This window comes from Pseudomonas sp. NMS19W (genome assembly GCF_051554255.1).
Taxonomy (GTDB): domain Bacteria; phylum Pseudomonadota; class Gammaproteobacteria; order Pseudomonadales; family Pseudomonadaceae; genus Aquipseudomonas; species Aquipseudomonas kribbensis.
In genome coordinates this window covers 3,343,705-3,369,342 of record NZ_CP136718.1, presented here as the reverse complement: position 1 = coordinate 3,369,342, position 25,638 = coordinate 3,343,705, and the positions used below count along the sequence as shown (strand labels likewise).

Genomic DNA, 25,638 nt, shown 5'->3' with positions numbered 1-25,638 from the left:
GCGGGCGTATATCAACCTTGATACGCACACCTGTCCTATATATCTATTTCATTGTCTTGCATTGTTGTTTGATTGAATCTGAAAGCATCAGTTATTCGTGCTGTTTTCGAGTGTGGCTGCACCTTAGTCTGAGTGTTCCTATTCAGATCAGGGGTGTCGAACATGGATGTCGAAAACCGTCTTGAAGCAATGCCTGAAATGACGCCGGCCGAACAAGGCGTTTTCTTTGATTTACTCAAACAACAGATACCCTCCTGGCTGCTCAATGCACCAGTCGATGGTCGGAATGTTCTCTATAACAGTCTGAAATCCAGCTTTCAGTCTCGACAGATTCTTCTCGAACAGTTACAGGCACTGAAATCCCCCGAACGCTTTTGTGCGCCGTTACTTGCCAAAGCCATGTCAGACAGGCTGGGCGAACCATTCGAAGTCGCAGGCGCGGTGTTTCAGCATGTGCGTTCTACGTCGAGCCTATTGGGCTTGCGCAAGAAACTGACATTGCCTGTCGGCCGGGATCTGTTGACCGCAGCCTGCGAGAACTTCGAGCTGTCCGAAACGCTGCCCGGCAATTACCACGAGTTTTCGCTGCTCTACATTCCGGAGCAGGTAACGGGGAAAACGAGTCGCGTGCTGGCAATCAGGCCTCACGAGTTCGCCATCTTGTGTCGGGATCTCGATCTTGGGAAACAGTACCGGAAACATATAGAGACATTGTTTGGCGATGGCGCACGACCTGCAACTTTGCTTGATGCCTCCGTTGCCTGTTTTCGTGATCGATTTGAAGTCGATCGGCATATTGCATATTTACGCAGGCATATCAGTGTCAGTGTTTATCAAAGACTCAAATCGGTTGCAGTTTCGCAGCCTGGCGAGAATGCACTTGAATATCAGGATATTGAAATACTTGGCGTCACGCTGAGAGGACCTATGTTTATCGGTTCGATCATGGTGTCCGCAGGCGACGTTGATCGTTGCGTCGTTTACATACCGGAGGACCCTGATCACCCGTTGAAAGAGTACGCATCCTTTCTCGACTTTGAGATCAGCTTGAGCAAGCGCTTGAAAGACGCCGGTTTCCGAAGTTTTTTCATGCGCTTCGTCACGCTGCGGGATCGTCCGTCATTTCTCAGGGGCATCGATGTGCGACTGCTGAATGTCGGGCCGCTCCATCTTCCTTTCGATACCCCGTATTTGCCGCTTACGGTCGCGTACCCGGAAGGTAAAGCGAAAACGGAGCTCTTTCTTGCCCTCTTCGAACATCGGGCCGAACAGGTCCGGGCCGACGCCAGAGTGCTGGTCGTGTCCACGGACGATGAAGATGAAAAAACACGTCAGCAAAGGCTCGAGACCTATGAGTCCATCGGCGTCAATACATTGTTGTTCCTGGCCTCCTTTGTGCCGGTTCTTGGAGAGGTCATGTGTGCCGTGGCCGGCCTGCAGCTGCTCAATGAGGTTTACGAGGGCATCGACAGCTGGGCGCATGGCGATCAGGAGAGCGCGACGGATTACCTGTTCGACACCCTTGAAAACCTGATAGTCATGGCGGCCTTTTCGGCAGGCAGCGCAGTCGCAGGCAGAGCCTATCGAAGTGTCCGGACGTCAAGTTTCGTACAGGGACTGAGGCAGGTACCGATTGGCTGGATGTCCCGAAGGCTCTGGAATCCCGATGTGTCGGCATTGCGCATGCCCGAGAGCCTGCTTGATCGACTTCCGGCCGATGAGCGAGGCCTGATCTTGCACGACCACCACCGGTTACTGAAATTGGGCAGCCACGTCTATACGGTGCAACCTGTGCCAGGCAGCGGGCTGTGGGAAATCGGCAATCTGCAGGCATCGGCGCGTTACCGGCCCCCACTTGAGACCAACGGGGTCGGCGCCTGGCGTCATCACGGTGAAACACCGCAGGACTGGAGCTTGCTCACGCTGTTTCGTCGTACGGGGTATCGCGAAGAGGCGATACCGGATGCCCGAGCCCTGCAGATTCTCGCTGCCAGCAACGTCGACGAATCGGCGATGCGGCAGGCGATTATCAGCCGCAGCAGACCCATGGCGATACTGACGGACACTGTGCGCCGCTTTCAGGCCGACACCGAGGCCGGGCATTTCATGGCTTCGGTCGCGTCACCTTTGTCTGCGCAACAGGCAGACGCCGATCTGCAGTTGTATTTGCTGACCTCAGCGGGGCACTGGCCGCAGGACCTGGCGATTGTTGTCACTGACGCTCAGGATATCGAGGTCGCACGGTATGGGGATCTCAATGCCTCTCGATCTGTCACGGTAAAACAGGAGGCGCTTCGAAAAGCAGAGTTCTATTCGCCGTTGCTGGCTGCACTTGGCGAGCGCGAACGCTTGCATCTGCTGGGGGAGGCGACCGAAGACCCGGACCTGCAAGGCACATTGCTGGCCGAGCACCTGGGCGAACTCGCCACCTTTCAGCGGATCGCCTTGACGGACCGTCTGTACCGCCGAACGGACACTATCGAACAGCCGAAGGCCGAACAGGTCCGGGCCGCTTTTGCGGGCCTGCCGGCGAGTGTCGCCGATGAGCTGGTGCTGCATGCCAACGACAGTGAATGGCAACAACTGGCGGCGGGCAAGGTGCCGTTGCGCCTGGCCGAAGAAGCGCGACGCTATCAAGGGATTCTGCGTCTGAATCGTGCCTTTGAAGGTTTGTACCTCGACGCTGCCTGCGGTCGGGACGTGGACGGGCTGATTCTCGATACCTTGAGTCATCTTCCGGGCTGGCCGGGCGATGTGCATATCGAGATTCGCGACTGGGCAGCAAGTAACGGGGAAAGGGCCAGCATCGGCCCGCCAGATGCCCGGTACAAGGTCATTATCGAAGCCTACGCCGACCGGTATACGGGGCTGGATACTGAAGAAAACCTGGTATCAAGCTCACTGACGCGCACCCGCACGGATTTCTTCCGGGTGCTCTGGGAAAGCCTGCCGATTCACAGTCGCCAGGCGCTCGGGCCCGAAACGGGAGGTCAGGGATTGCGCCAGAAGATCACGTCACTGGCGCTGCAGCGACGCGAGCAAATCCGTGGGCTGCTGGGCATTGCAGCGCCTGACAGGCGTTACCGTTCACCGATGGGGCTTGCGGATCGGCCAGTCGAACGCTCTGTCCCTCTGACCGGCGGCACGGAGACTGTCGGGCGCCGGTCAGCTGTTCTGGTGCAACGCGCACGTGAGCTGTATCCGTCATTTTCGTCCGCTCAAATCGATCGGTTTCTGTTGTCCCTCGACAGCGATGACGTGTTGGCCATCAGAGCGCTGGATCACATGCGGGAGCAATACCACGCTATGGTTCAAGCGCTGGAGCATTGGACCCATCGCACGACTTATTATCAGGCGGGAGACGGTCCCAGGCGTCAGGTGCCCGCGCACAACAAGGCGCGGGCAACGCAAGCGATATTGCGCGCCTGGCGCAGGGAGTCTGCCGTTGCTTCAAACACCGGATACTTCCAGCATCCTTTGACGCTTGATGGCATTCCTCTGGGGGACTTGCCGGTCTTGATCGGTGACTTCAGCCATGTCGATGCGTTGCACATGAATGCCGTTGGCGCCGGTTCCGGGCTGAACAGTTTCCTGCACAATTTCCCGGGATTACGCGTGTTGAGTCTGACCGGCAATGAACTGACGCGCATTCCCCGGGCCATTGAAGCAATGCCCGGACTGACGGTGCTGGATTTGAGTGACAACCGGATTCGGTTGATTGAGCAGGCGATGAGCACCCTGGCACCCCTGGAGCATTTGCAGTCACTGGACCTGAGTTTCAACCCGACGCTGGGGCGCCCGCCACGGGTCGGTACACTGCGCAGATTGCGTCACCTGGGTTTGCGTGAAACCGGCATCAGCGAGTGGCCGGGCGAGATGGAGGGGCTGACGGCTCTGCAAACCCTCGACCTGCGCGACAACCGGATCGTCGAAATACCTCGGTCTGTATTCGATGCACCTGAAGCGTTGAATACAGGCACCCAGATCGATAGCAATCCGTTATCGGAGGCGAGTCTTCAGGCGATTGCGACCTATCAGCAGTCTCAAGGTATCAACCTGGGCGTGATCACGCCTGATTACGCCACTGCGCAGCACTCCGTCGCCGATGGTACAGCCTCGGGCTGGGTGATCGGTTTGCCCGCTGTGAGGGTGTCGCGGGTCAAGGAGGTGTGGTCGGCGTTGTCCGCTGATCCACAATCCAGGAGCTTTTTCGACGTTCTGAAGGCGTTGCGTGGTACCGCCGATTATTCACATTCGCTGGGTGAGCTGTCTCAACGAGTCTGGAGTTTGCTGGAGGCGGCATGTGAAAGTGACAGGCTGCGTCGCACGCTTTTTCGCATGGCCTGGGCGGGCAGGGTGAGCATCGCCAATGCCGCCGAGGTGTTCAATGATCTTGAAGTCAGAGCCCTGTGCGACCAGGCAGTGGCGGATCAATCACCGGGCGGGTCGGTGGAAGGGCGATTGGTTCAACTGTTGCGGGGGCGGTTTCGATTGCGGGAAGTCGAAAGACAAGCATCGATGGACGCCGCCCGACGAGCCCGATCAGGTCCGTTCACCCGCGAGCAGATGCTGGAACTCAGCCTGCTTTATCGCGTACGACTGGCGCAACGTCTGGAACTGCCTGCCCAGCCCGATGCGTTGAACACACGGCTCGATGTCGAGGTTACTGATGCGCAGATCGAGCATGTGTACCGGGAAGTGCAGAGGCTTGAGCAGACGACTCAATTGTCAGTGTCGATGAGCAATCAGGAGTTCTGGTCCGAGTACTTGAGGGCAACCCATGAGGGGGAGTTTTCGGCCGCTCTGGAGCGCTGCGCAGCGTCACTGGCGCAACTGGAAAGGCGCAACGAATTGTCCCGGCAAGCGGCTTCACGGCAGGTGACGGTGATTCTGGAGAATCTGAGAAATGAAAATACTGACGTGCTGAGAAGGCTGACCAACGAGGCGTTGGCTCGGCACCCTGACACGAGGCAGTCGACGGGGATGCCAGAACAGCAGCAGGAGAGCGTACAAGGAAATGCCCCGAACCCGTGATGAGGGTGCGGGGCATTCTCTCAACGACGACGGAACAGCGGTAGCGGTTCGTCAGTGGCGGCCTGATAGGTCACCGAGAAGTCCTTGAGGCTTTCAAGGGCGTCGTACGGGTCTTTGTCTGCGCGCAGGGCGAAGGCATCGAAACCGCAGCGGCGCATGTAGAACAACTGATCGCGCAGCACGTCGCCAATCGCCCGCAGTTCGCCTTTGAAACCGTAACGGTCACGCAGCAGGCGAGCGTTGGAGTAGTTGCGGCCATCGGTGAACGCCGGGAAGTTCAGGGCGATGACCTGGAACTGATCCACGTCGTCGCCGATTTCCTCGGCTTCTTCGTCGGCGTCCAGCCACACACCCAGGCCGCCATCGCGGGCCTTGAGCATGCGGGCGTGTTCACGCCACAGCTGCAACGGGACGATCAGGTCGTCGCAGTTGCTGATCTCGTCGATGTTGAAATCCTTGGGCAGCAGGTGCCAGGTTTCGTCGACGACCTCGTTGTTCTTAATGATTCGCTGCATAGACGCGTTCCTTGAAGAGGTCGATGCCAATACGCTGGTAGGTGTCGATGAAGCGCTCGTCTTCGGTGCGCTGTTCCACGTACACGTCGATCAGCTTGGAGATCACATCCGGCATGTCGTCCTGAGCGAACGACGGGCCGAGGATCTTGCCCAGGCTGGCATCACGGCTGGCGCTGCCACCGAGGGAGACCTGGTAGAACTCTTCACCTTTCTTGTCCACACCGAGGATACCGATGTGGCCGACGTGGTGGTGACCGCAGGCGTTCATGCAGCCGGAGATGTTCAGGTCCAGTTCACCGATGTCGAACAGGTAGTCCAGGTCATCGAAACGGCGCTGGATCGATTCGGCGATCGGGATCGACTTGGCGTTGGCCAGGGAGCAGAAATCACCGCCAGGGCAGCAGATGATGTCGGTCAGCAGGCCGATGTTCGGCGTGGCGAAACCGCCTTCACGCAACTCGCCCCACAGGGTGAACAACTGGCTCTGCTCGACGTCGGCTAGAATGATGTTCTGCTCGTGGGAGGTGCGCAGTTGACCGTAGCTGTAGCGGTCCGCCAGGTCGGCGACGGCGTCGAGCTGTTTGTCGGTGATGTCGCCCGGTGCAACACCGGTCGGCTTCAGGGACAAGGTCACGGCTACATAACCCGGCTTCTTGTGCGCCAGGGTGTTGCGGGTGCGCCAGCGGGCGAAGCCCGGGTGTTCCTTGTCGAGGGCGGCCAGTTCGGCGGTCTGGTTTTCCAGCGCCTTGTAGTCCGGGTCGACGAAGTGTTTGGCGACGCGATGCACTTCGGCTTCGGTCAGCGTGGTCTGGCCGCCGCGCAGGTGTTCCATCTCGGCATCGACTTTTTGGGCGAAGACTTCTGGAGTCAGCGCCTTGACGAGGATCTTGATCCGCGCCTTGTATTTGTTGTCACGACGGCCATAGCGGTTGTAGACCCGCAGAATGGCGTCGAGGTAGCTCAACAGGTCCTGCCACGGCAGGAACTCGTTGATGAACGCGCCAACCACCGGAGTACGGCCCAGACCACCGCCAACCAGCACGCGGAAACCGAGTTCGCCCGCGGCGTTGTGCACCGGCTCGAGACCGATGTCGTGGACTTCGATGGCCGCACGGTCGGAGGTCGAACCGTTGACGGCGATCTTGAATTTACGCGGCAAGTAAGCGAATTCCGGGTGGAAGGTCGTCCACTGACGAACGATTTCGCACCAAGGACGCGGGTCAATTAGCTCATCGAACGCAACACCGGCGAACTGGTCGGTGGTGACGTTGCGCAGGCAGTTGCCGCTGGTCTGGATCGCGTGCATCTGCACGGTGGCCAGCTCGGCGAGGATGTCCGGGATGTCTTCGACCGCCGGCCAGTTGAACTGCACGTTCTGGCGAGTACTGATGTGGGCGTAGCCCTTGTCGTAGTCGCGGGCAATCTTGGCCATCATGCGCATCTGACGCGAAGTCAGTTGGCCGTAAGGCACCGCCACCCGCAACATCGGCGCGAAACGCTGGATGTACAGGCCATTTTGCAGGCGCAGGGGGCGGAATTCTTCTTCGCTCAGCTCACCTGCCAGATAGCGTCGGGTCTGATCACGGAACTGCTTGACGCGGTCCTCGATGATCCGCTGATCGTACTCGTCGTATACGTACATATAAGTCCTGTTCTCAGGCTTTGGGCTACTCGGAAAACGCTGCGTTTTCGCTTGCTGGAGTCCGATGGTGCCTCGGCAATTACGCGCGCACGGCCGCGCACTCCCTAATGGAGCCGGGGCAATATACCCGTTTGCAGTTATGCGCAAAAGTGATGTTTGAGTATATGTAAAGAACCAAATCGCCTAACGAGAACGGGTGTCAACTAACCCACATTTGTCGTGCGGACAATCATCGTCTTAACTGTGGTCGAGTCTTTCTGCAATCACCGATAAAACCGACAAGAGGCGATGCAATGAGCAATCCAACCAAGGCAAGGAAAAGCGATAGCAGTGTCGATGCGTGGGCCATTCTGTTCCTGATCATTCTGGTCGTGGGCACAGCGGTGTTCTGGGTCAGTCATCAGTAAAACGACCCCTCCGGGCCCGCTTCCGACGATTGTCGGACAAAAAGCGGGATCAGGCGCTAATGGCCGGCGATTGAATGGCTATAATGCGCGGCCATTTTTCCCCGGGCCCGGATGTTTCATGTTCAAGTTTCTCCACATCAGTCTGCTTGTGCTGGGCCTGGCCTTTGGAGCCGGCGCGCGGGCAGAGTCTGTGCTGTTTCTGAATCCGGGCGCCACCGACGAAGCGTTTTGGGTCAGCTACTCGCAATTCATGCAGGCTGCCGCGCGAGACCTGGGCATCGATCTGCGAATCCTCTATTCCCAGCGCCAGCCCGAAATGACCCTGGCCCAGGCCCGGGTGGCGTTGCAGGGCCCTGATCGCCCCGATTATCTGATGTTTGCCAACGAGCAATACATCGCGCCGCAGATCCTGCGCATGGCCAACCAGAGCGGGGTGAAGCTGTTTATCGTCAATGCTGCCCTGACTCCCAACCAGCAGGCATTGGTCGGGGACCGGGCCGACCGCATCGGCAGCCTCGTGCCCAATGACGAGGAGGGCGGTTACCTGTTGATGAAGGAGTTGATCCGCCTGCATCCACCGGTGTCTCCCGGCGCCAGCATCGAGTTGCTGGCGTTCTCCGGCCTGAAGATCACACCGTCGTCGCAGTTGCGCGAGCAGGGCATGCAGCGGGCGCTGGCCGAACATCCTGAAGTCCGTTTGCGGCAACTGGTCTACGGCGGCTGGACACAGCAGCGCGCTTACGAGCAGGCCCGGCAGTTATTGGTTCGTTACCCCAAGGTGTCATTGGTATGGGCGGCCAACGACGAAATGGCCTTCGGTGCGATGCGAGCGGTTTCAGAGATCGGGAAAGTGCCGGGCAAAGACGTGCTGTTCAGCGCGGTCAATACCTCGCCTGCGGCGCTGCAGGCCATGATCGACGGACGCTTGAGCGCATTGCTCGGCGGTCATTTCACCCTGGGAGGCTGGGCGCTGGTGGAGGTGCACGACCATGCACAGGGCGTCGACCTGAGCCAGTACGGCGGCCGCGACCGGCAGATTCCCTTGCTGCAATTGATCGACAAGGATCATGCCCGCCGAATGCTGGCCATGGGCACGTCGCCGGATTACGGCGTGCACTTTCACAAGATGTCGGCGAAGGGCCGCCCGGCTTCGTACCGCTATCCGTTCAACCTGCAGACCCTGATGCACTGAGGCTGTTCAGGCGCCCGCCAGATGCACCACCAGTTGCACGATGCCAAACAGCGTCAGGGCGAACACCGCTGTGAACGCAATGCCCAGGAAGATGAAATAGCTGGGCTTGCCATGGGTGAAGTCCCTTGCCCGGTTCTTGCCGCTCTGCACGCCGAACGCCGCTGCCATGACGCTGTGCAGCATCTGCCAGAAGGTCGGTGGCTTGTTGTCGACTGGATCGTCCATAAATCCCTCGTCTGCCGTGTGTGTTCGACAAGCATAGCCAACCCATGAAAAAAGACCGCAGCCTGCGGGGCAGGCTGCGGTCTTTTGTTCGGGCCCGGGTTAGTTGTCGTAACCCAGGTTCGGCGCCAGCCAGCGTTCGGTCAGGCTCAGTTCCTGGCCTTTGCGCGAGGTGTAGCTCTGCACCTGATCCTTGTCGATCTTGCCCACGGCGAAGTATTGCGCCTGCGGATGGGCGAAGTACCAGCCACTGACCGCCGCCGCCGGGAACATTGCGTAGTGCTCGGTGAGGAACACACCGCTGCGGCCGGCGCGCATTTCCTGGGCTTCCGGGTCAAGCAGGGTGAACAACGTGGCCTTCTCGGTGTGATCCGGGCACGCCGGGTAGCCCGGAGCAGGACGAATGCCGGAATACTGCTCTTTGATCAGCGCCTCGTTGTCGAGGGCTTCATCCTTGGCATAACCCCAGTGCTCTTTACGCACCTGCTGGTGCAGCCACTCGGCGCAGGCCTCGGCCAGACGGTCGGCCAACGCCTTGACCATGATCGAGTTGTAGTCGTCGCCAGCGTCCTGATAAGCCTTGGCCACTTCTTCGGCGCCGATCCCGGCGGTGGTGATGAAACCACCGACGTAGTCGGTCACTTCGCTGTCCTTCGGCGCAACGAAGTCGGCCAGGGAGAAGTTCGGCTTGCCATCGGTCTTGATGATCTGCTGGCGCAGGTGATGCAGGCGCGCCATTGGCTTGCCGTCATCGCCGTACAGCTCGATATCGTCATCGTGCACCTGATTGGCCGGCCAGAAACCGAACACCGCTCGGGCGCTGATCAGTTTCTCGTCGATCAGCTTGGTCAGCATTTCGCGGGCGTCCTTGTACAGCGAAGTCGCGGCTTCACCGACCACTTCGTCTTCAAGGATGCGCGGGAATTTGCCGGCCAGGTCCCAGGAGATGAAGAACGGCGTCCAGTCGATGTACTCGGCCAGCACGTTGAGGTCGATGTTGTCCAGCACCCGGGTGCCGGTGAAGGTCGGTTTGACCGGTGTGTAGGACGCCCAGTCGAACTGCGGTTTTTTCGCGATCGAGGCGGCGTAGCTCAGGCGTTCGGTACGGGCGCTGCGATTGGACGTGCGCTCACGCACGTCGATGTACTCTTCGCGGGTCTTCTCGACGAAACCTGCTTTCAGCTCCTTGGACAGCAACTGCGTCGCCACGCCCACGGCGCGGGAAGCGTCGGTGACATACACCACCGCGTCGTTGCTGTACTTCGGCTCGATCTTCACCGCCGTGTGCGCCTTGAGGTGGTCGCGCCGCCGATCATCAGCGGCAGGTGGAAGTCCTGGCGCTGCATCTCGCGGGCCACGTGGACCATTTCATCCAGCGACGGGGTGATCAGGCCGGACAGGCCGATGATGTCGCATTTCTCTTCGCGGGCCACCTGCAGGATCTTCTCTGCCGGTACCATCACGCCGAGGTCGACGATGTCGTAGCCGTTGCAACCGAGCACCACGCCGACGATGTTCTTGCCGATGTCGTGCACGTCGCCTTTAACGGTGGCCATCAGGATCTTGCCCTTGGCTTCCGGCTTGTCGCCTTTTTCCAGTTCGATGAACGGGATCAGGTGGGCCACGGCCTGTTTCATCACGCGGGCGGATTTCACCACCTGCGGCAGGAACATTTTGCCGGCGCCGAACAGGTCACCGACGATGTTCATGCCGGACATCAGCGGGCCTTCGATCACCTCGATCGGGCGCGCGAAAGACTGACGGGACTCTTCGGTGTCTTCGACGATGTGGGTGGTGATGCCCTTGACCAGCGCATGCTCTAGACGCTTGTTGACGTCCCAGCTGCGCCATTCTTCGGTCTCGGCTTCCTTGACGCTGCCGTCGCCCTTGTACTTGTCGGCGATGGCGAGGAGGGCGTCGGTGCCTTCCGGCGTGCGGTTGAGGATCACGTCTTCAACGGCGTCGCGCAGTTCCTGCGGGATCTGGTCGTAGATCTCCAGTTGACCGGCGTTGACGATACCCATGGTCAGGCCGGCGCGGATCGCGTACAGCAGGAACACCGAGTGAATCGCCTCGCGCACCGGGTTGTTGCCGCGGAACGAGAACGACACGTTGGACACGCCGCCGGAGCTCAGGGCATACGGCAGCTCGTCGCGGATGTAGGCGCAGGCGTTGATGAAGTCCACAGCGTAGTTGTTGTGTTCTTCGATGCCGGTGGCCACGGCGAAGATGTTCGGGTCGAAGATGATGTCTTCCGGCGGGAATCCGACTTCGTTGACCAGAATGTCGTAGGAGCGTTTGCAGATCTCTTTCTTGCGCGCTTCGGTGTCGGCCTGGCCGGCTTCGTCGAACGCCATCACTACAACTGCCGCGCCGTAGCGTTTGCACAGTTTGGCGTGGTGGATGAACTGCTCGACGCCTTCTTTCATGCTGATCGAGTTGACGATGCCCTTGCCCTGAATGCACTTGAGGCCGGCTTCGATCACGTCCCATTTCGAGGAGTCGATCATGATCGGTACGCGGGAGATGTCCGGCTCGCCGGCAATCAGATTGAGGAAGGTCACCATGGCCTTCTTCGAATCGAGCATCCCTTCGTCCATGTTGATGTCGATCACCTGGGCGCCGGCCTCGACCTGCTGCAGGGCGACTTCCAGGGCTTCGGTGTAGTTGTCTTCGCGGATCAGACGGGCGAATTTCGCGGAACCGGTGATGTTGGTCCGCTCGCCGACGTTGACGAACAGCGAGCTGCGATCAATGGTGAACGGTTCCAGACCCGACAGGCGGCAAGCCTTGGGAATGTCCGGAATCTGCCGTGGCGCGTAACCGGCGACGGCTTTGGCGATGGCTTCGATGTGGCCCGGGGTGGTGCCACAGCAGCCGCCGACGATGTTGAGGAAACCGCTCTGGGCGAATTCTTCGATGACTTTGGCAGTGTCCACTGGCAGCTCGTCGTACTCGCCGAACTCGTTCGGCAGGCCGGCGTTCGGGTGCGCCGAGACGTGGGTGCTGGCCTTGTCCGACAGCTCTTCCAGGTACGGACGCAGTTCACGGGCGCCGAGGGCGCAGTTCAGACCGACCGAAATCGGCTTGGCGTGGGCCACGGAGTTCCAGAACGCTTCGGTGGTCTGGCCCGACAGGGTGCGGCCGGAGGCGTCGGTGATGGTGCCGGAAATCATGATCGGCAGTTCGATGTGCAGCTCTTCGAACACGCCTTGCACGGCGAAGATCGCAGCCTTGGCGTTGAGGGTGTCGAAGATGGTTTCGATCAGGATCAGGTCGGCGCCGCCCTCGATCAGGCCTTTGGTGGCCTCGGTGTAGTTTTCCACCAGTTCATCGAAGGTGACGTTGCGGTAGCCCGGGTTGTTGACGTCCGGCGACAGCGAGCAGGTGCGACTTGTAGGACCGAGGACGCCGGCGACGAAGCGTGGCTTGTCCGGGTTCTCGGCAGTCTTGGCGTCGGCGACCTTGCGCGCCAGTCGTGCGCCTTCTACGTTGAGTTCGTAGGCCAGCTCTTCCATGCCGTAGTCGGCCATGGAAATGCGGGTGGCGTTGAAGGTGTTGGTTTCCAGGATGTCGGCGCCGGCATCCAGGTAGGCTTTCTCGATGCCGCCGATCACGTCGGGACGGGTAATGACCAGCAGGTCGTTGTTGCCCTTGACGTCGGTCGGCCAGTCGGCGAAACGCTTGCCGCGATAATCCTGCTCTTCGAGCTTGTAGCTCTGGATCATCGTGCCCATACCGCCATCGAGTATCAGGATGCGCTCTTTGAGGGCTTGCTTGAGAGCTTGAAGGCGGACGCTGCGATCGGACATTGGGACTACTCGAAAAGACCATGACGAAGGAGCGGGATCATAACAAACCTGTGCGGATTTAGAGCATGTGGCACTTTTGCATGAATATCGCTCATGTTGGCACGGGCGTCATAACGGTAGAATCGCGGCGTTTTTATTCAGGATCAGGATCAGGGATATGTCGTACCGCGTCGTCAGCATGGTGTTGCTGTTTTTGAGCTTTGGCGCGGCGGCGCAAAGTCCTGCGATCTCGCCTTCGATTTCTTACACCCGCGATATCCAGCCGATCTTCACCGAGAAGTGCGTGGCCTGCCATGCGTGCTACGACTCTGCCTGCCAGCTGAACCTGGGCAGCGGTGAAGGCGCGGCCCGTGGCGCGAGCAAGATGCCGGTCTACGATGGCGAGCGCACTCAGGCGGCGCCGACCACGCGGCTGTTCTACGACGCTTTTGGCAAACGTGCCTGGCAGCAGAAAGATTTCTATTCGGTACTCGACGCCCAGGGCAGTCAGGCCGCGCTGATGGCGCGCATGCTGGAACTGGGGCACAAAACGCCACTGACACCCAATGCCAAACTGCCGGAAGACATCGTCCTCGGCCTGCAACGGGAAAACATGTGCGCGATGCCCGCCGAGTTCGACGGCTATGCCGGCGCCCACCCAAAAGAGGGGATGCCGCTGGCGGTCACCGGCCTGACCGATCAGCAATACCAGACATTGCAGCGCTGGCTGGCGTCCGGCGCGCCGATCGATGAGCAAGGCCTGGCGCCGAGCGCCAAGGAAGCGCTGCAGATCGTGCAGTGGGAAAACCTGCTCAACCAGCCAGGGGCGCGGGAAAGTCTCGTCGGGCGCTGGCTGTTCGAACACTGGTTCCTGGCGCACATCTATTTCAAGGATGGCGAGCCTGGGCATTTCTTCCAGTGGGTGCGTTCGCGCACGCCGACCGGCCAGCCGATCGATCTGATTGCTACCCGCCGTCCGAATGACGACCCGGGCACCCAGGTGTATTACCGCCTGTGGCCGGTGCAGGGCGTGATCGTGCACAAGACCCACATCACCTATCCGCTGAGCGCGGCGAAGATGGCGCGGGTCAAGAGCCTGTTCTACAACGGCAACTGGCAGGTGCATGCATTGCCGGGCTACGGGCCGCAGAGCCGGGCCAATCCGTTCGCGACCTTCGAGGCGATTCCGGCGCAGGCGCGGTATCAGTTCATGCTCGATAACGCCGAATACTTCGTGCGTACCTTCATTCGCGGTCCGGTGTGCCGTGGGCAGATCGCGACCGACGTGATCCGCGACAACTTCTGGGCGCTGTTCCAGGCGCCGGAACACGACCTGTACATCACCGACCCGAACTATCGCGGCCAGGCTACGCCGTTGCTGGCCATGCCGGGGCAGAACGACGACGTCGGCAGCGTCCTGAGCCTGTGGCACGACTACCGCAACAAGCGCAACAAGTACGAAGCCCTGCGCCGTGACAGCTACGCCGATCAACCGGCACCGAGCTGGTCGACCCTGTGGGCGGGCAACGACAACGCACTGTTGAGCATCTTCCGCCACTTCGACAGCGCCTCGGTGACCAAAGGCCTGATCGGCGAGGTGCCGCAAACCATGTGGCTGTTCGACTATCCGCTGCTGGAGCGCACCTATTACCAATTGGCGGTCAACTTCGACGTGTTCGGCAACGTCTCCCATCAGGCGCAGACACGGCTGTACTTCGACTTGATCCGCAATGGCGCCGAACAGAACTTCCTGCGCCTGATGCCGGCCGATTCCCGCGAGGATTACCTCGACGATTGGTACCAGAGCAGCGGCCAGTTCAAGATGTGGCTGGATTACGAGTCCATCGATGATGACAAACCGACCGCGCTGAAACTCGACGAAAAAGACCCGAAACACGATTTCGCCATGCAGTTGCTCGCTCGCTACGGCGACCTCAACGCACGGCCCGATCCGATCAACCGCTGCGTGGATGCCTACTGCTCGCGGCCGAACATCGACCCGGCGCTGCAAAACGCTGAACAGGCCCTGAGCCGCCTGACGGCGCGACCTGCAGCCGGTCTGAAGGTGATCGATCAACTGCCGGAAGCGACCATGCTGCGCATCGAGACTCGCAGCGGCAAACGCGAGGTCTACAGCCTGCTGCGCAACCGCGCCCACAGCAACGTGGCGTTCCTGCTCGGTGAGTCCCTGCGCTATCAACCGGGGCTCGACACTCTGACCATTTATCCGGGCGTGCTCAGCAGTTATCCGAACTTCATGTTCAACATCCCGGCGGACCAGGTGCCGGCGTTTGTCGATGCCATGGAAAGCGCGAAGGATGCGCCCCAGTTCGAGAAGATCGTCGAACGTTGGGGTATCCGTCGCAGCCATCCGCAGTTCTGGTTCTATTTCCATGACCTGAGCCAGTACATCCACGAAACCGACCCGGTGGAAGAGGGCGTGCTGGACATGAACCGGTATGAGAATCTTTGATCGACCTCTGAGGTTGTCCTACTGTCACAACTCATGGACGCACCGCAAATCCACTTTGGAAGCGGTGATCGGGATGTTGTGACCTGGAGCGACCTCAATGTTGATCTCAGTGCAAGCCCTGCGCGCACTGGCCGCCTGGATGGTGGTGGGTCATCACGTCATGCAGATCTTCTTCGATTTCGAGCCCGGCGGGCCGATTGGGCGAATGTTTGTCGATCAGGGCGCGGCCGGCGTGGACGTGTTTTTCGTCATCAGCGGTCTGGTGATGTTCCTCTCCACTGCTGATAAAAATCTGTCGCCGTGGCGTTTTATGGCTCTGCGACTGATGAGGATTGCGCCGGCCTATTGGTTTTATACGGTGGTGATGGCACTTTTGCTGGTTGCGTTGCCAGCGGCGCTCCCCGGCGAGCGCTTCGGCTGGCCGAACTTCATCTTGTCTTTGTTGTTCGTCGCCAGCGACAACCCCGGCGGTTTCGGTATCTATCCAACCCTGAACGTGGGCTGGACCCTGAATTTCGAGATGTTGTTTTATCTGTTGTTCGCCGGAGCATTGTTGTTTCCAGTCAGCACGCGGATCGCCGTGGTGGCGGTGCTGCTGTTTCTGGTCTGCAACGTACTCACAGGCCTGGGCTGGATCAGCGAGTTTTACCGATCGGACCTGGTAGTTGAGTTCTTGCTGGGGATGGGCGTCGGCATGCTCTATCGCCGTGGCTGGATCAGGCCGGGGCTATGGGGGCCGATATTCGCAATGCTGGTGGCGCTGGCGGCGATTCATGTGTGGATCGGTGAGTATCAGGCGCTGGCCTGGGGCGTGCCGGCTGCCGTTCTGGTCATGTCGGCCCTGTCGCTGGAGCGATTTGCCCGCCGCAGTCGATTGCTGAAGCTGATGGGGGACTGCTCTTACTCGGTGTACCTGATCCACACGCTGATTCTGATGCTCGGGCATTATCTGGCGCAGCGCTATTCGCTCAGTCCGTACATCGTCATTACGGTCTGTCTGATCTTGATTGGTGCGGGCAGTCTGGCCAGCTATAAATGGATCGAAAAGGCCGGATACCGGCACTTTCAGCGCTGGAGAGACCGTCCGTCACCAGCCTGAGGGGCGGGATTTTATTCCGACAAAAATACTGGGACTTTGTCCCGCGCGCCGATTGGCGTAAACTCCGCCCAAGCCTGCGAGGAGTTTCCATGACCGCTATTACCATTACCGACGCCGCCCATGATTACCTGGCCGATCTGCTGTCCAAGCAGAACACCCCGGGCATCGGCATCCGCGTTTTCATCACCCAGCCTGGCACCCAGTACGCCGAAACCTGCATTGCCTACTGCAAGCCGGGGGAAGAGAAACCTGAAGATACCGCGCTGGGGCTGAAAAGCTTCACCGCCTATATCGACTCGTTCAGCGAAGCGTTCCTCGACGATGCTGTCGTCGACTACGCCACCGACCGCATGGGCGGCCAGCTGACCATCAAGGCGCCAAACGCCAAAGTCCCGATGGTCAACGCCGATAGCCCGATCAACGAGCGCATCAACTATTACCTGCAAACCGAAATCAACCCGGGGCTGGCCAGCCACGGCGGTCAGGTCAGCCTGATCGATGTGGTTGAAGACGGTATTGCCGTGTTGCAGTTCGGCGGCGGCTGCCAGGGCTGCGGCCAGGCGGACGTAACCTTGAAGGAAGGCATCGAGCGCACCTTGCTCGAGCGCATTCCGGAGCTCAAGGGCGTTCGCGACGTGACCGACCACACGCAGAAAGAAAACGCCTACTACTAAGTAAGGTGTTCGCTGCGGCATGAAAAACGGCGCCCCGTGAGCGCCGTTTTTTTATGGCCGATACAAATGTGCGTGCCCCGCGCGATACAGCGACGACTCACTGAAATGATCGCTGCCCAACACCCGCCCGACCAGAATCAACGCCGTACGCCGAAAGCCTTTGGCCGCCACCTTCTCGGCTATATCCTCCAGTGTCCCGACGACCCAGTCCTGATCCGGCCACGTCGCCCGGTGGATCACTGCAATCGGGCAATCCGCGCCGTAGTGCGGCAGCAGCTCGGCGAGGATCTTCTCCAGATGATTGACCCCCAGATGAATCGCCATGGTCGCCCCGTGCTGCGCCAGACTGCCGAGTTCTTCACCGGCAGGCATCGCCGTCTTATCGGCATATCGGGTCAGAATCACGCTTTGCGAGATGTCCGGCAGGGTCAGTTCGGCGCCCAGTAGCGCGGCGCAGGCGGCGGTCGCAGTGACACCGGGGATGATTTCGAACGGGATTTGCAGCTCGCGCAGATAGCGAATCTGCTCGCCGATGGCGCCATACAGGCTCGGATCGCCCGAATGCACCCGCGCCACATCCTGGCCCTTGGCGTGGGCGGTCTTGATCAGGTCGATGATCTGTTCCAGATGCAATTCGGCGCTGTTGACCACGGTATCTGCCGAATGACCTTCCAGTACCGCCGCCGGCACCAGCGAACCTGCATAAATGATCACCGGGCAGCTGCGGATCAGCCGCTGGCCTTTGACAGTGATCAATTCCGGGTCGCCGGGGCCGGCGCCGATGAAGTAAACGGTCATCGTTGGATCCTGTGAAAGTAGGGCGGATCGAGGCTTCAAGAGCACTTCAGATGAACAATGCTCATGATCGAAAGCGGGGATTATCGGGAATTTACGCCGCGCCGGCCAATGCCAGGGTTGCCTGAGCGTACTTTTGCCGGGAAATCAGCAGTTTTGCCGGGGCCTGGATCAGTTGTTCGGCGAGCGCCAAAGCAGCGCTTTCCGCCACGCCGTAGCAACCGGTGCGTTCGAAGGCGATTTGTGAATGATGGCTCAGTCGTTGCTTATAACTGGCCAGTTCTTCGCTGCTGAAATACAGCAACGGCAGCGCCAGTTGTGTCGCCAGTTCCTGCAAGCCGGGTTCGTCACGTTTCAAGTCGATGCTGGCCAACGCCTTGACCGCTTCGAGTTCGATTCGATGGGCCTGCAGGGCCTGGTCGAGCAAGGCGCGCAGCGTGCTGGCCGGGCAGCCGCGCTGGCAGCCCAGGCCGACCACGAAGGTCGGCGCTGCGCTGTCATCGGTCATGCGTGGTATTGACCATCGCCTTTGCGGCGGAACAACCAGGCGCTGATCAGGCCCAGGGCCAGCCAGAACGCCACGTTGGTCAGCTGCGAAGCGATTTTGAACTGGGCTTCCAGTGCTTCCGGTGCGAGCATCGAGTGCACCTCCGGTTGCGGTGCGCCGATCACGTGCGGCACGGCAAGAATCGCCACGCCGAGGATCTTCAGCAGCCAGTTGCCGCCAAACGCGATCAGCGCCAGGCCGACAGCGGTCGACGCGGCGGTGCCGATCCACCACATCTGGCGCGATGCCAGGTCAGCGGCAGCAGTGCCCGGCAGCTCAGGTGGCAAGCCCATGGTCGGCGCGAGCACGAACGTCGCGTAACCCGCCAGTCCCCAGAGCAGGCCTTGCGAAGTCTTGGTCGGCGCACGCAGGGTGTACAGGCCCGCCAGCATCAGGGCGAAACCTACGGCTACCACCAGGTTGCCGCCGGTGGTGGAGACCACGCGCTGCCAGCCGTTTTCCGGTTCCCAGGCTTCGGCATCGTGGGTGTGGGCGGCGGTGCCGGCGGCGTGTTCGTGAACTTCGGCCACCGGCTCGGCCTTCTCGTAGGTTTCAGCCTGAAGAATCAGCGGTGAAACCCAGAAGCTTTGCAGCAAGGTCAGCAGCAGGGCGGCCAGAAGGCCGGTGAAACCTGCGGTCTGCGCAATACGCTTGATCATGTCGTCAGGCCTCAATGGCACGGGAACGCGGCGCTGTGGCGGGTATCGTGCGCGGCATTGTGCACCGCTTCGATGTGCGAGAAACCGGCGAAGTAGACCAGGCTGGCACCCAGGATCGACGCGAAGATCGCAGCGGTCAGGCGTTGGCTCAGGGTGGTGGTGCTGGAGATTTTGTCCGTGTTGCTGCCGGTGCTGCTGATGATCGACATGGCGCTTCCCTCTGGAGTGTCAGCGGGTGAATGGAGCGCATGAAAACCCCTGCGAGCGGGCACGCAGAGGTTCGAACAGCGCCCGCCCACCGCGGGTTTGTTATGTTCAGTGACGCAAAGTGCGCACTGTGTGTTGCGGGCCGGTCTCCGGGCTCACGAGGGGTTGGCGTCAGGCCGACCTGCAAGCGTCACCTTCCCATGCCCGTGGGCACAGTGGATCTGACACTCTCTCGCTTACCGTTGCGGGGGCAGCACCGGACTGACATGGCTTTAGAGTAAAGCACATGATTCACCGGTTTCCCGTTTCACCCTTTGCAGGGCACCCGTAACAAGTTGTGTAGGAGACCATGGGCGGGGGATTTGAGTCAATTGGGATTGGGGGCAGATCCGTTGCTGCGGTTATGGCTGCTTAGGGTTCCGCCCTTACGGCGGGTCACTTTTGGCAAACGCCCCAAAAGTAACCAAAAGGTCTCTACCCTGACGTACGGCCCCTCGCTGAGGCTCGGGGTTCCTTCGCTCCGGGATCGATCCGGGGGCATCGCCTCCGGTTTGCTTCGCTGCACCTCCTCTCGATGTGTTTGGCTTCGCCAAACGGTCGCTGCGCTCCCACCCCGAATCAATCCCTCCACTCAGCCTGCCGACGGGCCCTGCGATCAAAAGCGGTACTCGAGCTAACGCTCATCGTGGTGAGTGGGGAGGAGCGCAGCGTGTTCGGTTTTGGTTTTGCGGCGGGGCTGGCCCTCACCCCAACCCTCTCCCAGAGGGCGAGGGAGCCGATTGGTGTTCTTTTCAAAACCTGAGTTCAACGCGGTATCGCACGTCGGCGTATCTCTCCCAAACAACTCGGTCAGTCCCCTCTCCCTCCGGGAGAGGGCTAGGGTGAGGGGCTCTTGATCTTGCTTTTGCTCTCCAGCCCCTTCGACAGGCCGAGCGGAGGTGTTCATCAGGGGGTAGGCGCGCAGCGCCGTGCGGCGAAGCCGCATACATCGAGAGGAGGTGCAGCGAAGCAAACCGGAGGCGATGCCCCCTGATGGACACCGTAGCGAGGGAACACTGAGCCTTAGCGAAGTGCCGTACGCCGGGGCAAAAGCCTTTTGCTTACTTTTCGGCGTTTGGAAAAAGTGACCCGCCGTAAGGGCGGAACCCTAAGTGGCCATAACCGCAGCAACGGATATGCCCCCAAAACCAACCTCCCATTGACCCATCACGAACCCATGCGTAGCCTTGCGCTTTCGAGGTTCTTCGGCCCACGCCGAAGCTAAGAAGGGAACGCGGTCCAAGCCGCGGCTGCCCCCGCAACTGTGAACGGTGCTGTTCGCTGCCACGCCACTGCCAGCTCAATCCAGAGCCAGCGGGAAGGCGCAGCGAATACCGGGCCAAGGCCCGAACACCGTCAGCCAGGAGACCTGCCTCGTCACAGATTCTCACTTTCAACCGGGCGGGGTGATCCGGTGGCGAACTCTCCAGGCACGCACCCGCGTTGCCGGTCTCGTCCCGTATGCCCGCCACCTTGCCAAAGGGCATCCGATGAAAACACTGGCCAAACTCCCCGTCACCATCGTCACCGGCTTCCTCGGCTCGGGCAAAACCACCTTGCTGCGGCACATGCTCGACAATGCCCAGGGCCGCCGCATCGCGGTGATCGTCAACGAGTTTGGCGAGCTGGGCATCGACGGTGAAATCCTCAAGCAGTGCTCCATCGGCTGCACTGAAGAAGAAGCCACCGGTCGCGTCTACGAACTGGCCAACGGCTGCCTTTGCTGCACCGTTCAGGAAGAGTTCTTCCCGGTGATGCGCGAACTGGTGGCCCGTCGCGGCGACCTCGACCACATCCTGATCGAAACCTCGGGCCTGGCCCTGCCGAAACCCCTGGTGCAAGCCTTCCAGTGGCCGGAAATCCGCAGCGCCTGCACCGTCGACGCGGTGATCACCGTGGTCGACAGCCCGGCCGTGGCCGCCGGCACCTTCGCTGCGTTCCCGGATCAGGTCGATGCCCAGCGCAAACTCGATCCGAACCTGGACCACGAATCGCCGCTGCACGAACTGTTCGCCGACCAATTGGCCAGCGCCGACCTGGTGATTCTCAACAAGGCCGACCAGACCAGCCCTGAAGACCTCGCTCGCGTACGCCTCGAAGTCGCCGAAGAGCTGCCACCAGCCGTGAAAATCATCGAAGCCAGCAACGGTCGCCTGCCGCTGGATGTGCTGATCGGCCTCGGCGCCGGTTCCGAAGAACACATCGACAGCCGCCACAGCCATCACGATCACCACCACGGTGAAGGCGATGACGATCACGATGACCACGATCACGACGCCTTCGACTCGATCTCCATCGAACTGCCGCAAGCCGACGAAAGCCTGCTGCTCGACGCGCTGACGCAACTGGTGGTCCAGCACGGCATCCTGCGGGTCAAAGGCTTCGCGGCGATCCCGAACAAGCCGATGCGCCTGCTGATCCAGGGCGTGGGCACGCGTTTCGACAAGCACTTCGACCGTCAGTGGGGCGCCGATGAGGCACGTGTGACGCGTCTGGTGTTGATCGGTCAGGAACTGAACGCGGCCCAGCTCGAAGCGCAACTGCGCGCCGCGCTCAGCGTTTAAGCCATGCACCTGCTCAGGACCCAGCCCGGCGGTTTCGTGTCGGATGACAACATTGCCGACCTTGGACAAACCCCCGCCGAGCTGGTGATTCTGTGCAGCGGCGACTCCAGCCTGGCGCTGCTCGCCGAAGCAGCGCAGCAACTGCCCGACGATTACCCGAGCGTGCGCCTGGCCAACCCGATGCAGGTGCAGAACCATGCGTCGGTCGACCTGTACGTCGACGAAGTGCTGCGTCACGCCAAGGTCATTCTGATTTCGCTGCACGGCGGCATAGCTTATTGGCGTTATGGCGTCGAGCGGCTGGTCGAGTTGTCCGAGCGTGGTGTGCAGGTGATTCTGGTGCCGGGCGATGACCGTCCCGACCCGGAGCTCAGTGATTTGAGCACCGTGGGCGCCGAGGATCGCGACCGGCTCTGGCAGTTTCTGCGTCAGGGCGGCATGGGTAATGCGCTGGATTTCTTCCGCTGTCTGGCCAACCGCTGGCTGGCGCGGGATTACGTGTGGGGCGAGCCGCAAACCCTGCCGCGCACGGCGATTTACCACCCGAACAAAAACACCGCCGCACTGAGCGACTGGCAAGCCGATTGGCGGCCCGGTCAACCGGTGGCGGCGGTGTTGTTTTATCGCTCGCATTTGCAAGCGGCCAACACGGCGTTTATCGACGTGTTTTGCCAACGGTTGCAGGCTGCCGGACTCAATCCGCTGCCGATTGCCGTGGCCAGTCTGAAAGAGCCCGGTTGCCTGTCGGTGGTCGAGGACTGGCTGGATGAAGTCGAAGCCTCGGTGATTCTGAACACCACCGGTTTTGCTCAATCCAGCCCGGAAGCGCCGCATCTGCGGCCATTCCGTCGCAACATTCCAGTAATTCAAGCGATCTGCGCCCAGGACAACGAGCCTGGCTGGCGCGACAGCGAGCAGGGCCTCGGCCCTCGTGATCTGGCGATGCACATTGCCTTGCCGGAGCTGGACGGCCGGATCATCAGTCGGCCGATCAGTTTCAAGGATCTGGCCTGGCGCAGCGAGCGCAGTCAGTCTGACGTCGTGTGTTATCGGGCGCAGCCGGAGCGCATGGATTTTGTGGCCGAACTGGCGCGGCGCTGGGTCGATCTGGCGCGGGTGCCGAACGCTGAAAAGCGCATCGCGCTAATCCTCGCCAACTACCCGACCCGCGACGGACGCATCGGCAATGGCGTCGGCCTCGACACACCAGCCGCCGCGCTGAATATCCTGCGGGCGTTGCAGACCGAAGGTTATCCGCTGCCGGCCGAATTGCCGGACAGCGGCACCGAGCTGATCCGACAACTGCTCGGCGGCGTCAGCAACGACCTCGATACCCTCGATCAGCGCCCGTGCCAGCAAAGCCTGGCGATGAACGATTACCTGACGATGTTCAACGCGCTGCCTGAAGCCAATCGCGCGGCGGTGCAGGAGCGTTGGGGTTCGCCGCACAACGATCCGATGTGCCGTGACGGGCGAATGATGATCGCCGGCCTGCGCTTTGGCCTGACCTTCGTCGGCATTCAACCGGCGCGGGGTTATCAGGTCGTTCCGAGCGCGGTGTATCACGATCCGGATCTGGTGCCGCCGCACGCTTACCTCGCGTTCTATTTCTGGCTGCGTCAGACCTACGGCGCTCACGGTGTGATTCATGTCGGGAAGCACGGCAACCTCGAATGGCTGCCGGGCAAAGGCGTGGGCCTGTCGGAGAATTGCTGGCCGGATGCATTGCTCGGGCCGCTGCCGAACATCTATCCGTTTATCGTCAACGACCCGGGCGAGGGCGCCCAGGCCAAGCGCCGCACTCAGGCGGTGATCATCGACCACTTGATGCCGCCGCTGACCCGCGCCGAAACCTATGGCCCGTTGCGCAATCTCGAATTGCTCGCCGACGAGTATTACGAAGCGCAATTGCTCGACCCGCGCCGCGCCCGTGAATTGCAGCGCGACATTCTGCAACTGGTGCGGGACACGCAGATTGATCGTGAATTGCAACTGGATGCCGCCCTCGACAGCGATGCCGATGCGGCGGTCTGGCTGCCGCGTCTGGACACTTATCTGTGTGATCTGAAGGAATCGCAGATTCGCGATGGCCTGCACATCTTTGGTGAGTCGCCGACCGGGCGTTTGCGCATTGATACCTTGCTGGCGCTGCTGCGGATTCCCCGTGGCGATGGCAAGGGTGCGCAATCGAGTCTGTTGCGGGCGTTGGCCAAGGCGTTCCAGTTGGGTTTCGATCCGCTGGATTGCGCGTTGGCCGAGCCCTGGACTGGCCCGCGCCCGATGGAGCTGCAATCGCTGAGCGATGAAGTCTGGCGCACCGCAGGAGACACTCGCGAGCGTCTGGAGTTGTTCGCGGCGCAATTGATCGAGCAGTCGCTGGCGGGGGATGTGGCACAACTAGACGCTTCAGGCTGGAAAGATGTGCAGACGATCATCCGCGCGCTGCGCGAGGTGATCGCCCCGCGTCTGGACGCCTGCGGCCCGGCCGAAATGCGCGGCTTGCTCGATGCCCTGAGCGGCCGTTTCGTCCCGGCCGGCCCGAGCGGCGCGCCAAGTCGCGGCCGCCTCGACGTGTTGCCAACCGGGCGCAATTTCTATTCGGTGGACGTGCGCAACCTGCCGACCACCACGGCCTGGCGCATCGGCTTCCAGTCGGCCACGCTGATTTTGGAGCGACACCTGCAGGATCACGGCGATCATTTGCGTCAGCTCGGTCTGTCGGTCTGGGGTACCGCGACCATGCGCACCGGCGGTGACGACATCGCCCAAGCCATGGCGCTGATGGGCGTGCGCCCGGTGTGGGCGACGGGCAGTCAGCGGGTCGACGATTTCGAGATTCTGCCGCTGAGCCTGCTTGATCGGCCTCGGGTCGATGTCACGCTGCGGGTCTCCGGCTTTTTCCGCGATGCGTTCGCCAACCTGATTCGTCTGTTCGACGCCGCCGTGCAGGCCGTGGCGGAACTGGACGAACCGGACGACCTCAACCCGTTGGCCGCCAAAGTGCGTGCCGAACGCGAGGCGCTGCGACAGTCGGGACTGGATGAGGAGGCTGCGCGACGTCAGGCCGGCTGGCGGATTTTCGGTGCCAAGCCCGGCGCTTATGGCGCGGGCGTGCAGGGCGCAATCGACGGTCGTCTGTGGCAAAGCCGCGAGGATCTGGCCGAGGTTTACCTGAACTGGGGCGCCTACGCCTACGGTGGTTCCGACGAAGGCACCGCCGCCCGCGAGCAATTCGTCCAGCGCCTGAGCCAGGTGCAGGCGGTGCTGCAAAACCAGGACAACCGCGAACATGACTTGCTCGATTCCAACGATTACTACCAGTTCCAGGGCGGCATGCTCGCGGCCGTGGAAAGCCTGCGTGGTGAAGCGACGGCCAGCTATCACGGCGATCACAGCCAGCCGGATTTGCCGAAGATCCGCACCCTGAAAGAAGAGCTGAATCGAGTGATCCGCTCCCGGGCGGCCAATCCGAAATGGATCGACGGCGTCAAACGCCACGGCTATAAAGGCGCGTTCGAACTGGCGGCGACCATCGACAACCTGTTTGCCTTCGATGCGACCACGCAGTTGATCGGCGATCACCAGTACGCGTTGCTGGCCGACGCCTATCTGCTGGACCCGGCGACCCGGGAGTTTGTGCGCGAGCATAATCCCCACGCACTGCGCGACATGACCGAGCGCATGCTCGAAGCGCAGCAGCGCGGGATGTGGCAGGAACCGGGTGCTTACAAAGAAGCACTCGAAAACTTGCTGCTGGATATAGAAGAAGAGAGCTGAA

General features: G+C 60.9%; 14 protein-coding genes, 1 pseudogene and 2 riboswitches. Of the genes and pseudogenes, 7 read left to right on the top strand and 8 right to left on the bottom strand.

Annotated elements, in window-relative coordinates; genetic code table 11:
- Positions 1-162 precede the first annotated feature (162 nt).
- Positions 163-5,034, top strand: a complete 4,872-nt coding sequence (locus tag R1A29_RS15230) for an NEL-type E3 ubiquitin ligase domain-containing protein (protein ID WP_438298777.1) — start codon at positions 163-165, stop codon at positions 5,032-5,034.
- 20 nt (positions 5,035-5,054) lie between these two features.
- Here the strand turns inward: R1A29_RS15230 and R1A29_RS15225 are convergent, their stop codons facing one another.
- Together R1A29_RS15225 and R1A29_RS15220 are read right to left on the bottom strand one after the other, a co-directional pair.
- Positions 5,055-5,549 (bottom strand): DUF934 domain-containing protein, encoded by a 495-nt coding sequence (locus tag R1A29_RS15225; protein WP_085730747.1) that lies wholly within the window; start codon positions 5,547-5,549, stop codon positions 5,055-5,057.
- Positions 5,533-7,191 (bottom strand): nitrite/sulfite reductase, encoded by a 1,659-nt coding sequence (locus R1A29_RS15220; protein ID WP_114883458.1) that lies wholly within the window; start codon positions 7,189-7,191, stop codon positions 5,533-5,535. Before R1A29_RS15220 ends, R1A29_RS15225 begins: the two co-directional genes overlap by 17 nt.
- 525 nt (positions 7,192-7,716) lie before the next feature.
- Between R1A29_RS15220 and R1A29_RS15215 the strand changes: the two genes are divergently transcribed.
- Positions 7,717-8,790 (top strand): ABC transporter substrate-binding protein, encoded by a 1,074-nt coding sequence (locus R1A29_RS15215; RefSeq protein WP_438298776.1) that lies wholly within the window; start codon positions 7,717-7,719, stop codon positions 8,788-8,790.
- A gap of 6 nt (positions 8,791-8,796) precedes the next feature.
- On the opposite strand, the gene R1A29_RS15210 is transcribed toward R1A29_RS15215, so the two are convergent.
- Complete coding sequence (locus R1A29_RS15210) at positions 8,797-9,015, bottom strand: DUF2970 domain-containing protein (protein ID WP_438298775.1); 219 nt, start codon at positions 9,013-9,015, stop codon at positions 8,797-8,799.
- Positions 9,016-9,114: 99 nt separating this feature from the next.
- Positions 9,115-12,824 (bottom strand): annotated as a pseudogene (gene metH, locus R1A29_RS15205) (methionine synthase).
- Between the two features lie 157 nt (positions 12,825-12,981).
- Between metH and R1A29_RS15200 the strand changes: the two are divergent.
- The 3 genes from R1A29_RS15200 to nfuA all read left to right on the top strand — a co-directional run bounded on the left by R1A29_RS15200 (position 12,982) and on the right by nfuA (position 17,049).
- Positions 12,982-15,276 (top strand): fatty acid cis/trans isomerase, encoded by a 2,295-nt coding sequence (locus R1A29_RS15200; RefSeq protein ID WP_438298774.1) that lies wholly within the window; start codon positions 12,982-12,984, stop codon positions 15,274-15,276.
- 97 nt (positions 15,277-15,373) lie between these two features.
- Positions 15,374-16,375, top strand: a complete 1,002-nt coding sequence (locus R1A29_RS15195; RefSeq protein ID WP_438298773.1) for an acyltransferase family protein — start codon at positions 15,374-15,376, stop codon at positions 16,373-16,375.
- A gap of 89 nt (positions 16,376-16,464) precedes the next feature.
- Positions 16,465-17,049 carry a Fe-S biogenesis protein NfuA gene (gene nfuA, locus R1A29_RS15190; RefSeq protein WP_007959519.1) on the top strand — a complete coding sequence of 195 codons (585 nt, stop codon included), beginning with the start codon at positions 16,465-16,467 and terminating at the stop codon, positions 17,047-17,049.
- Between the two features lie 51 nt (positions 17,050-17,100).
- On the opposite strand, the gene cobM is transcribed toward nfuA, so the two are convergent.
- The 4 genes from cobM to R1A29_RS15170 form a co-directional block, all read right to left on the bottom strand.
- Entirely contained in the window at positions 17,101-17,847 is a 747-nt protein-coding gene (cobM, locus tag R1A29_RS15185; protein WP_438298772.1) for a precorrin-4 C(11)-methyltransferase, read from the bottom strand.
- Between the two features lie 91 nt (positions 17,848-17,938).
- Positions 17,939-18,352 (bottom strand): cobalamin biosynthesis protein, encoded by a 414-nt coding sequence (locus R1A29_RS15180; RefSeq protein WP_438298771.1) that lies wholly within the window; start codon positions 18,350-18,352, stop codon positions 17,939-17,941.
- Positions 18,349-19,050, bottom strand: coding sequence for a CbtA family protein (locus tag R1A29_RS15175; protein ID WP_114883447.1), 702 nt, complete (start codon positions 19,048-19,050; stop codon positions 18,349-18,351). The genes R1A29_RS15180 and R1A29_RS15175 overlap by 4 nt, the downstream gene beginning before the upstream one ends.
- 11 nt (positions 19,051-19,061) lie before the next feature.
- A complete protein-coding gene (locus R1A29_RS15170; protein WP_016983301.1) occupies positions 19,062-19,259 on the bottom strand; it encodes a CbtB domain-containing protein in 198 nt (65 codons plus the stop codon).
- 121 nt (positions 19,260-19,380) lie between these two features.
- Positions 19,381-19,601, bottom strand: a riboswitch (cobalamin riboswitch).
- An 876-nt stretch (positions 19,602-20,477) separates the two neighbouring features.
- A riboswitch (cobalamin riboswitch) is annotated at positions 20,478-20,687 on the top strand.
- 99 nt (positions 20,688-20,786) lie between these two features.
- On the opposite strand from R1A29_RS15170, the gene cobW reads away from it, so the two are divergent.
- Positions 20,787-21,860 carry a cobalamin biosynthesis protein CobW gene (gene cobW / locus R1A29_RS15165; RefSeq protein WP_438298770.1) on the top strand — a complete coding sequence of 358 codons (1,074 nt, stop codon included), beginning with the start codon at positions 20,787-20,789 and terminating at the stop codon, positions 21,858-21,860.
- 3 nt (positions 21,861-21,863) lie between these two features.
- On the top strand, positions 21,864-25,637 hold the full coding sequence (gene cobN / locus R1A29_RS15160) for a cobaltochelatase subunit CobN (RefSeq protein WP_438298769.1): 3,774 nt from the start codon (positions 21,864-21,866) through the stop codon (positions 25,635-25,637).
- Position 25,638: the final 1 nt, after the last annotated feature.

Coding starts and splice junctions, on each gene's coding strand:
- R1A29_RS15230 (WP_438298777.1), top strand. CDS start 163: ATGGATGTCGAAAACCGTCTTGAAGCAATGCCTGAAATGACGCCGGCC.
- R1A29_RS15225 (WP_085730747.1), bottom strand. CDS start 5,549: ATGCAGCGAATCATTAAGAACAACGAGGTCGTCGACGAAACCTGGCAC.
- R1A29_RS15220 (WP_114883458.1), bottom strand. CDS start 7,191: ATGTACGTATACGACGAGTACGATCAGCGGATCATCGAGGACCGCGTC.
- R1A29_RS15215 (WP_438298776.1), top strand. CDS start 7,717: ATGTTCAAGTTTCTCCACATCAGTCTGCTTGTGCTGGGCCTGGCCTTT.
- R1A29_RS15210 (WP_438298775.1), bottom strand. CDS start 9,015: ATGGACGATCCAGTCGACAACAAGCCACCGACCTTCTGGCAGATGCTG.
- R1A29_RS15200 (WP_438298774.1), top strand. CDS start 12,982: ATGTCGTACCGCGTCGTCAGCATGGTGTTGCTGTTTTTGAGCTTTGGC.
- R1A29_RS15195 (WP_438298773.1), top strand. CDS start 15,374: ATGTTGATCTCAGTGCAAGCCCTGCGCGCACTGGCCGCCTGGATGGTG.
- nfuA (WP_007959519.1), top strand. CDS start 16,465: ATGACCGCTATTACCATTACCGACGCCGCCCATGATTACCTGGCCGAT.
- cobM (WP_438298772.1), bottom strand. CDS start 17,847: ATGACCGTTTACTTCATCGGCGCCGGCCCCGGCGACCCGGAATTGATC.
- R1A29_RS15180 (WP_438298771.1), bottom strand. CDS start 18,352: ATGACCGATGACAGCGCAGCGCCGACCTTCGTGGTCGGCCTGGGCTGC.
- R1A29_RS15175 (WP_114883447.1), bottom strand. CDS start 19,050: ATGATCAAGCGTATTGCGCAGACCGCAGGTTTCACCGGCCTTCTGGCC.
- R1A29_RS15170 (WP_016983301.1), bottom strand. CDS start 19,259: ATGTCGATCATCAGCAGCACCGGCAGCAACACGGACAAAATCTCCAGC.
- cobW (WP_438298770.1), top strand. CDS start 20,787: ATGAAAACACTGGCCAAACTCCCCGTCACCATCGTCACCGGCTTCCTC.
- cobN (WP_438298769.1), top strand. CDS start 21,864: ATGCACCTGCTCAGGACCCAGCCCGGCGGTTTCGTGTCGGATGACAAC.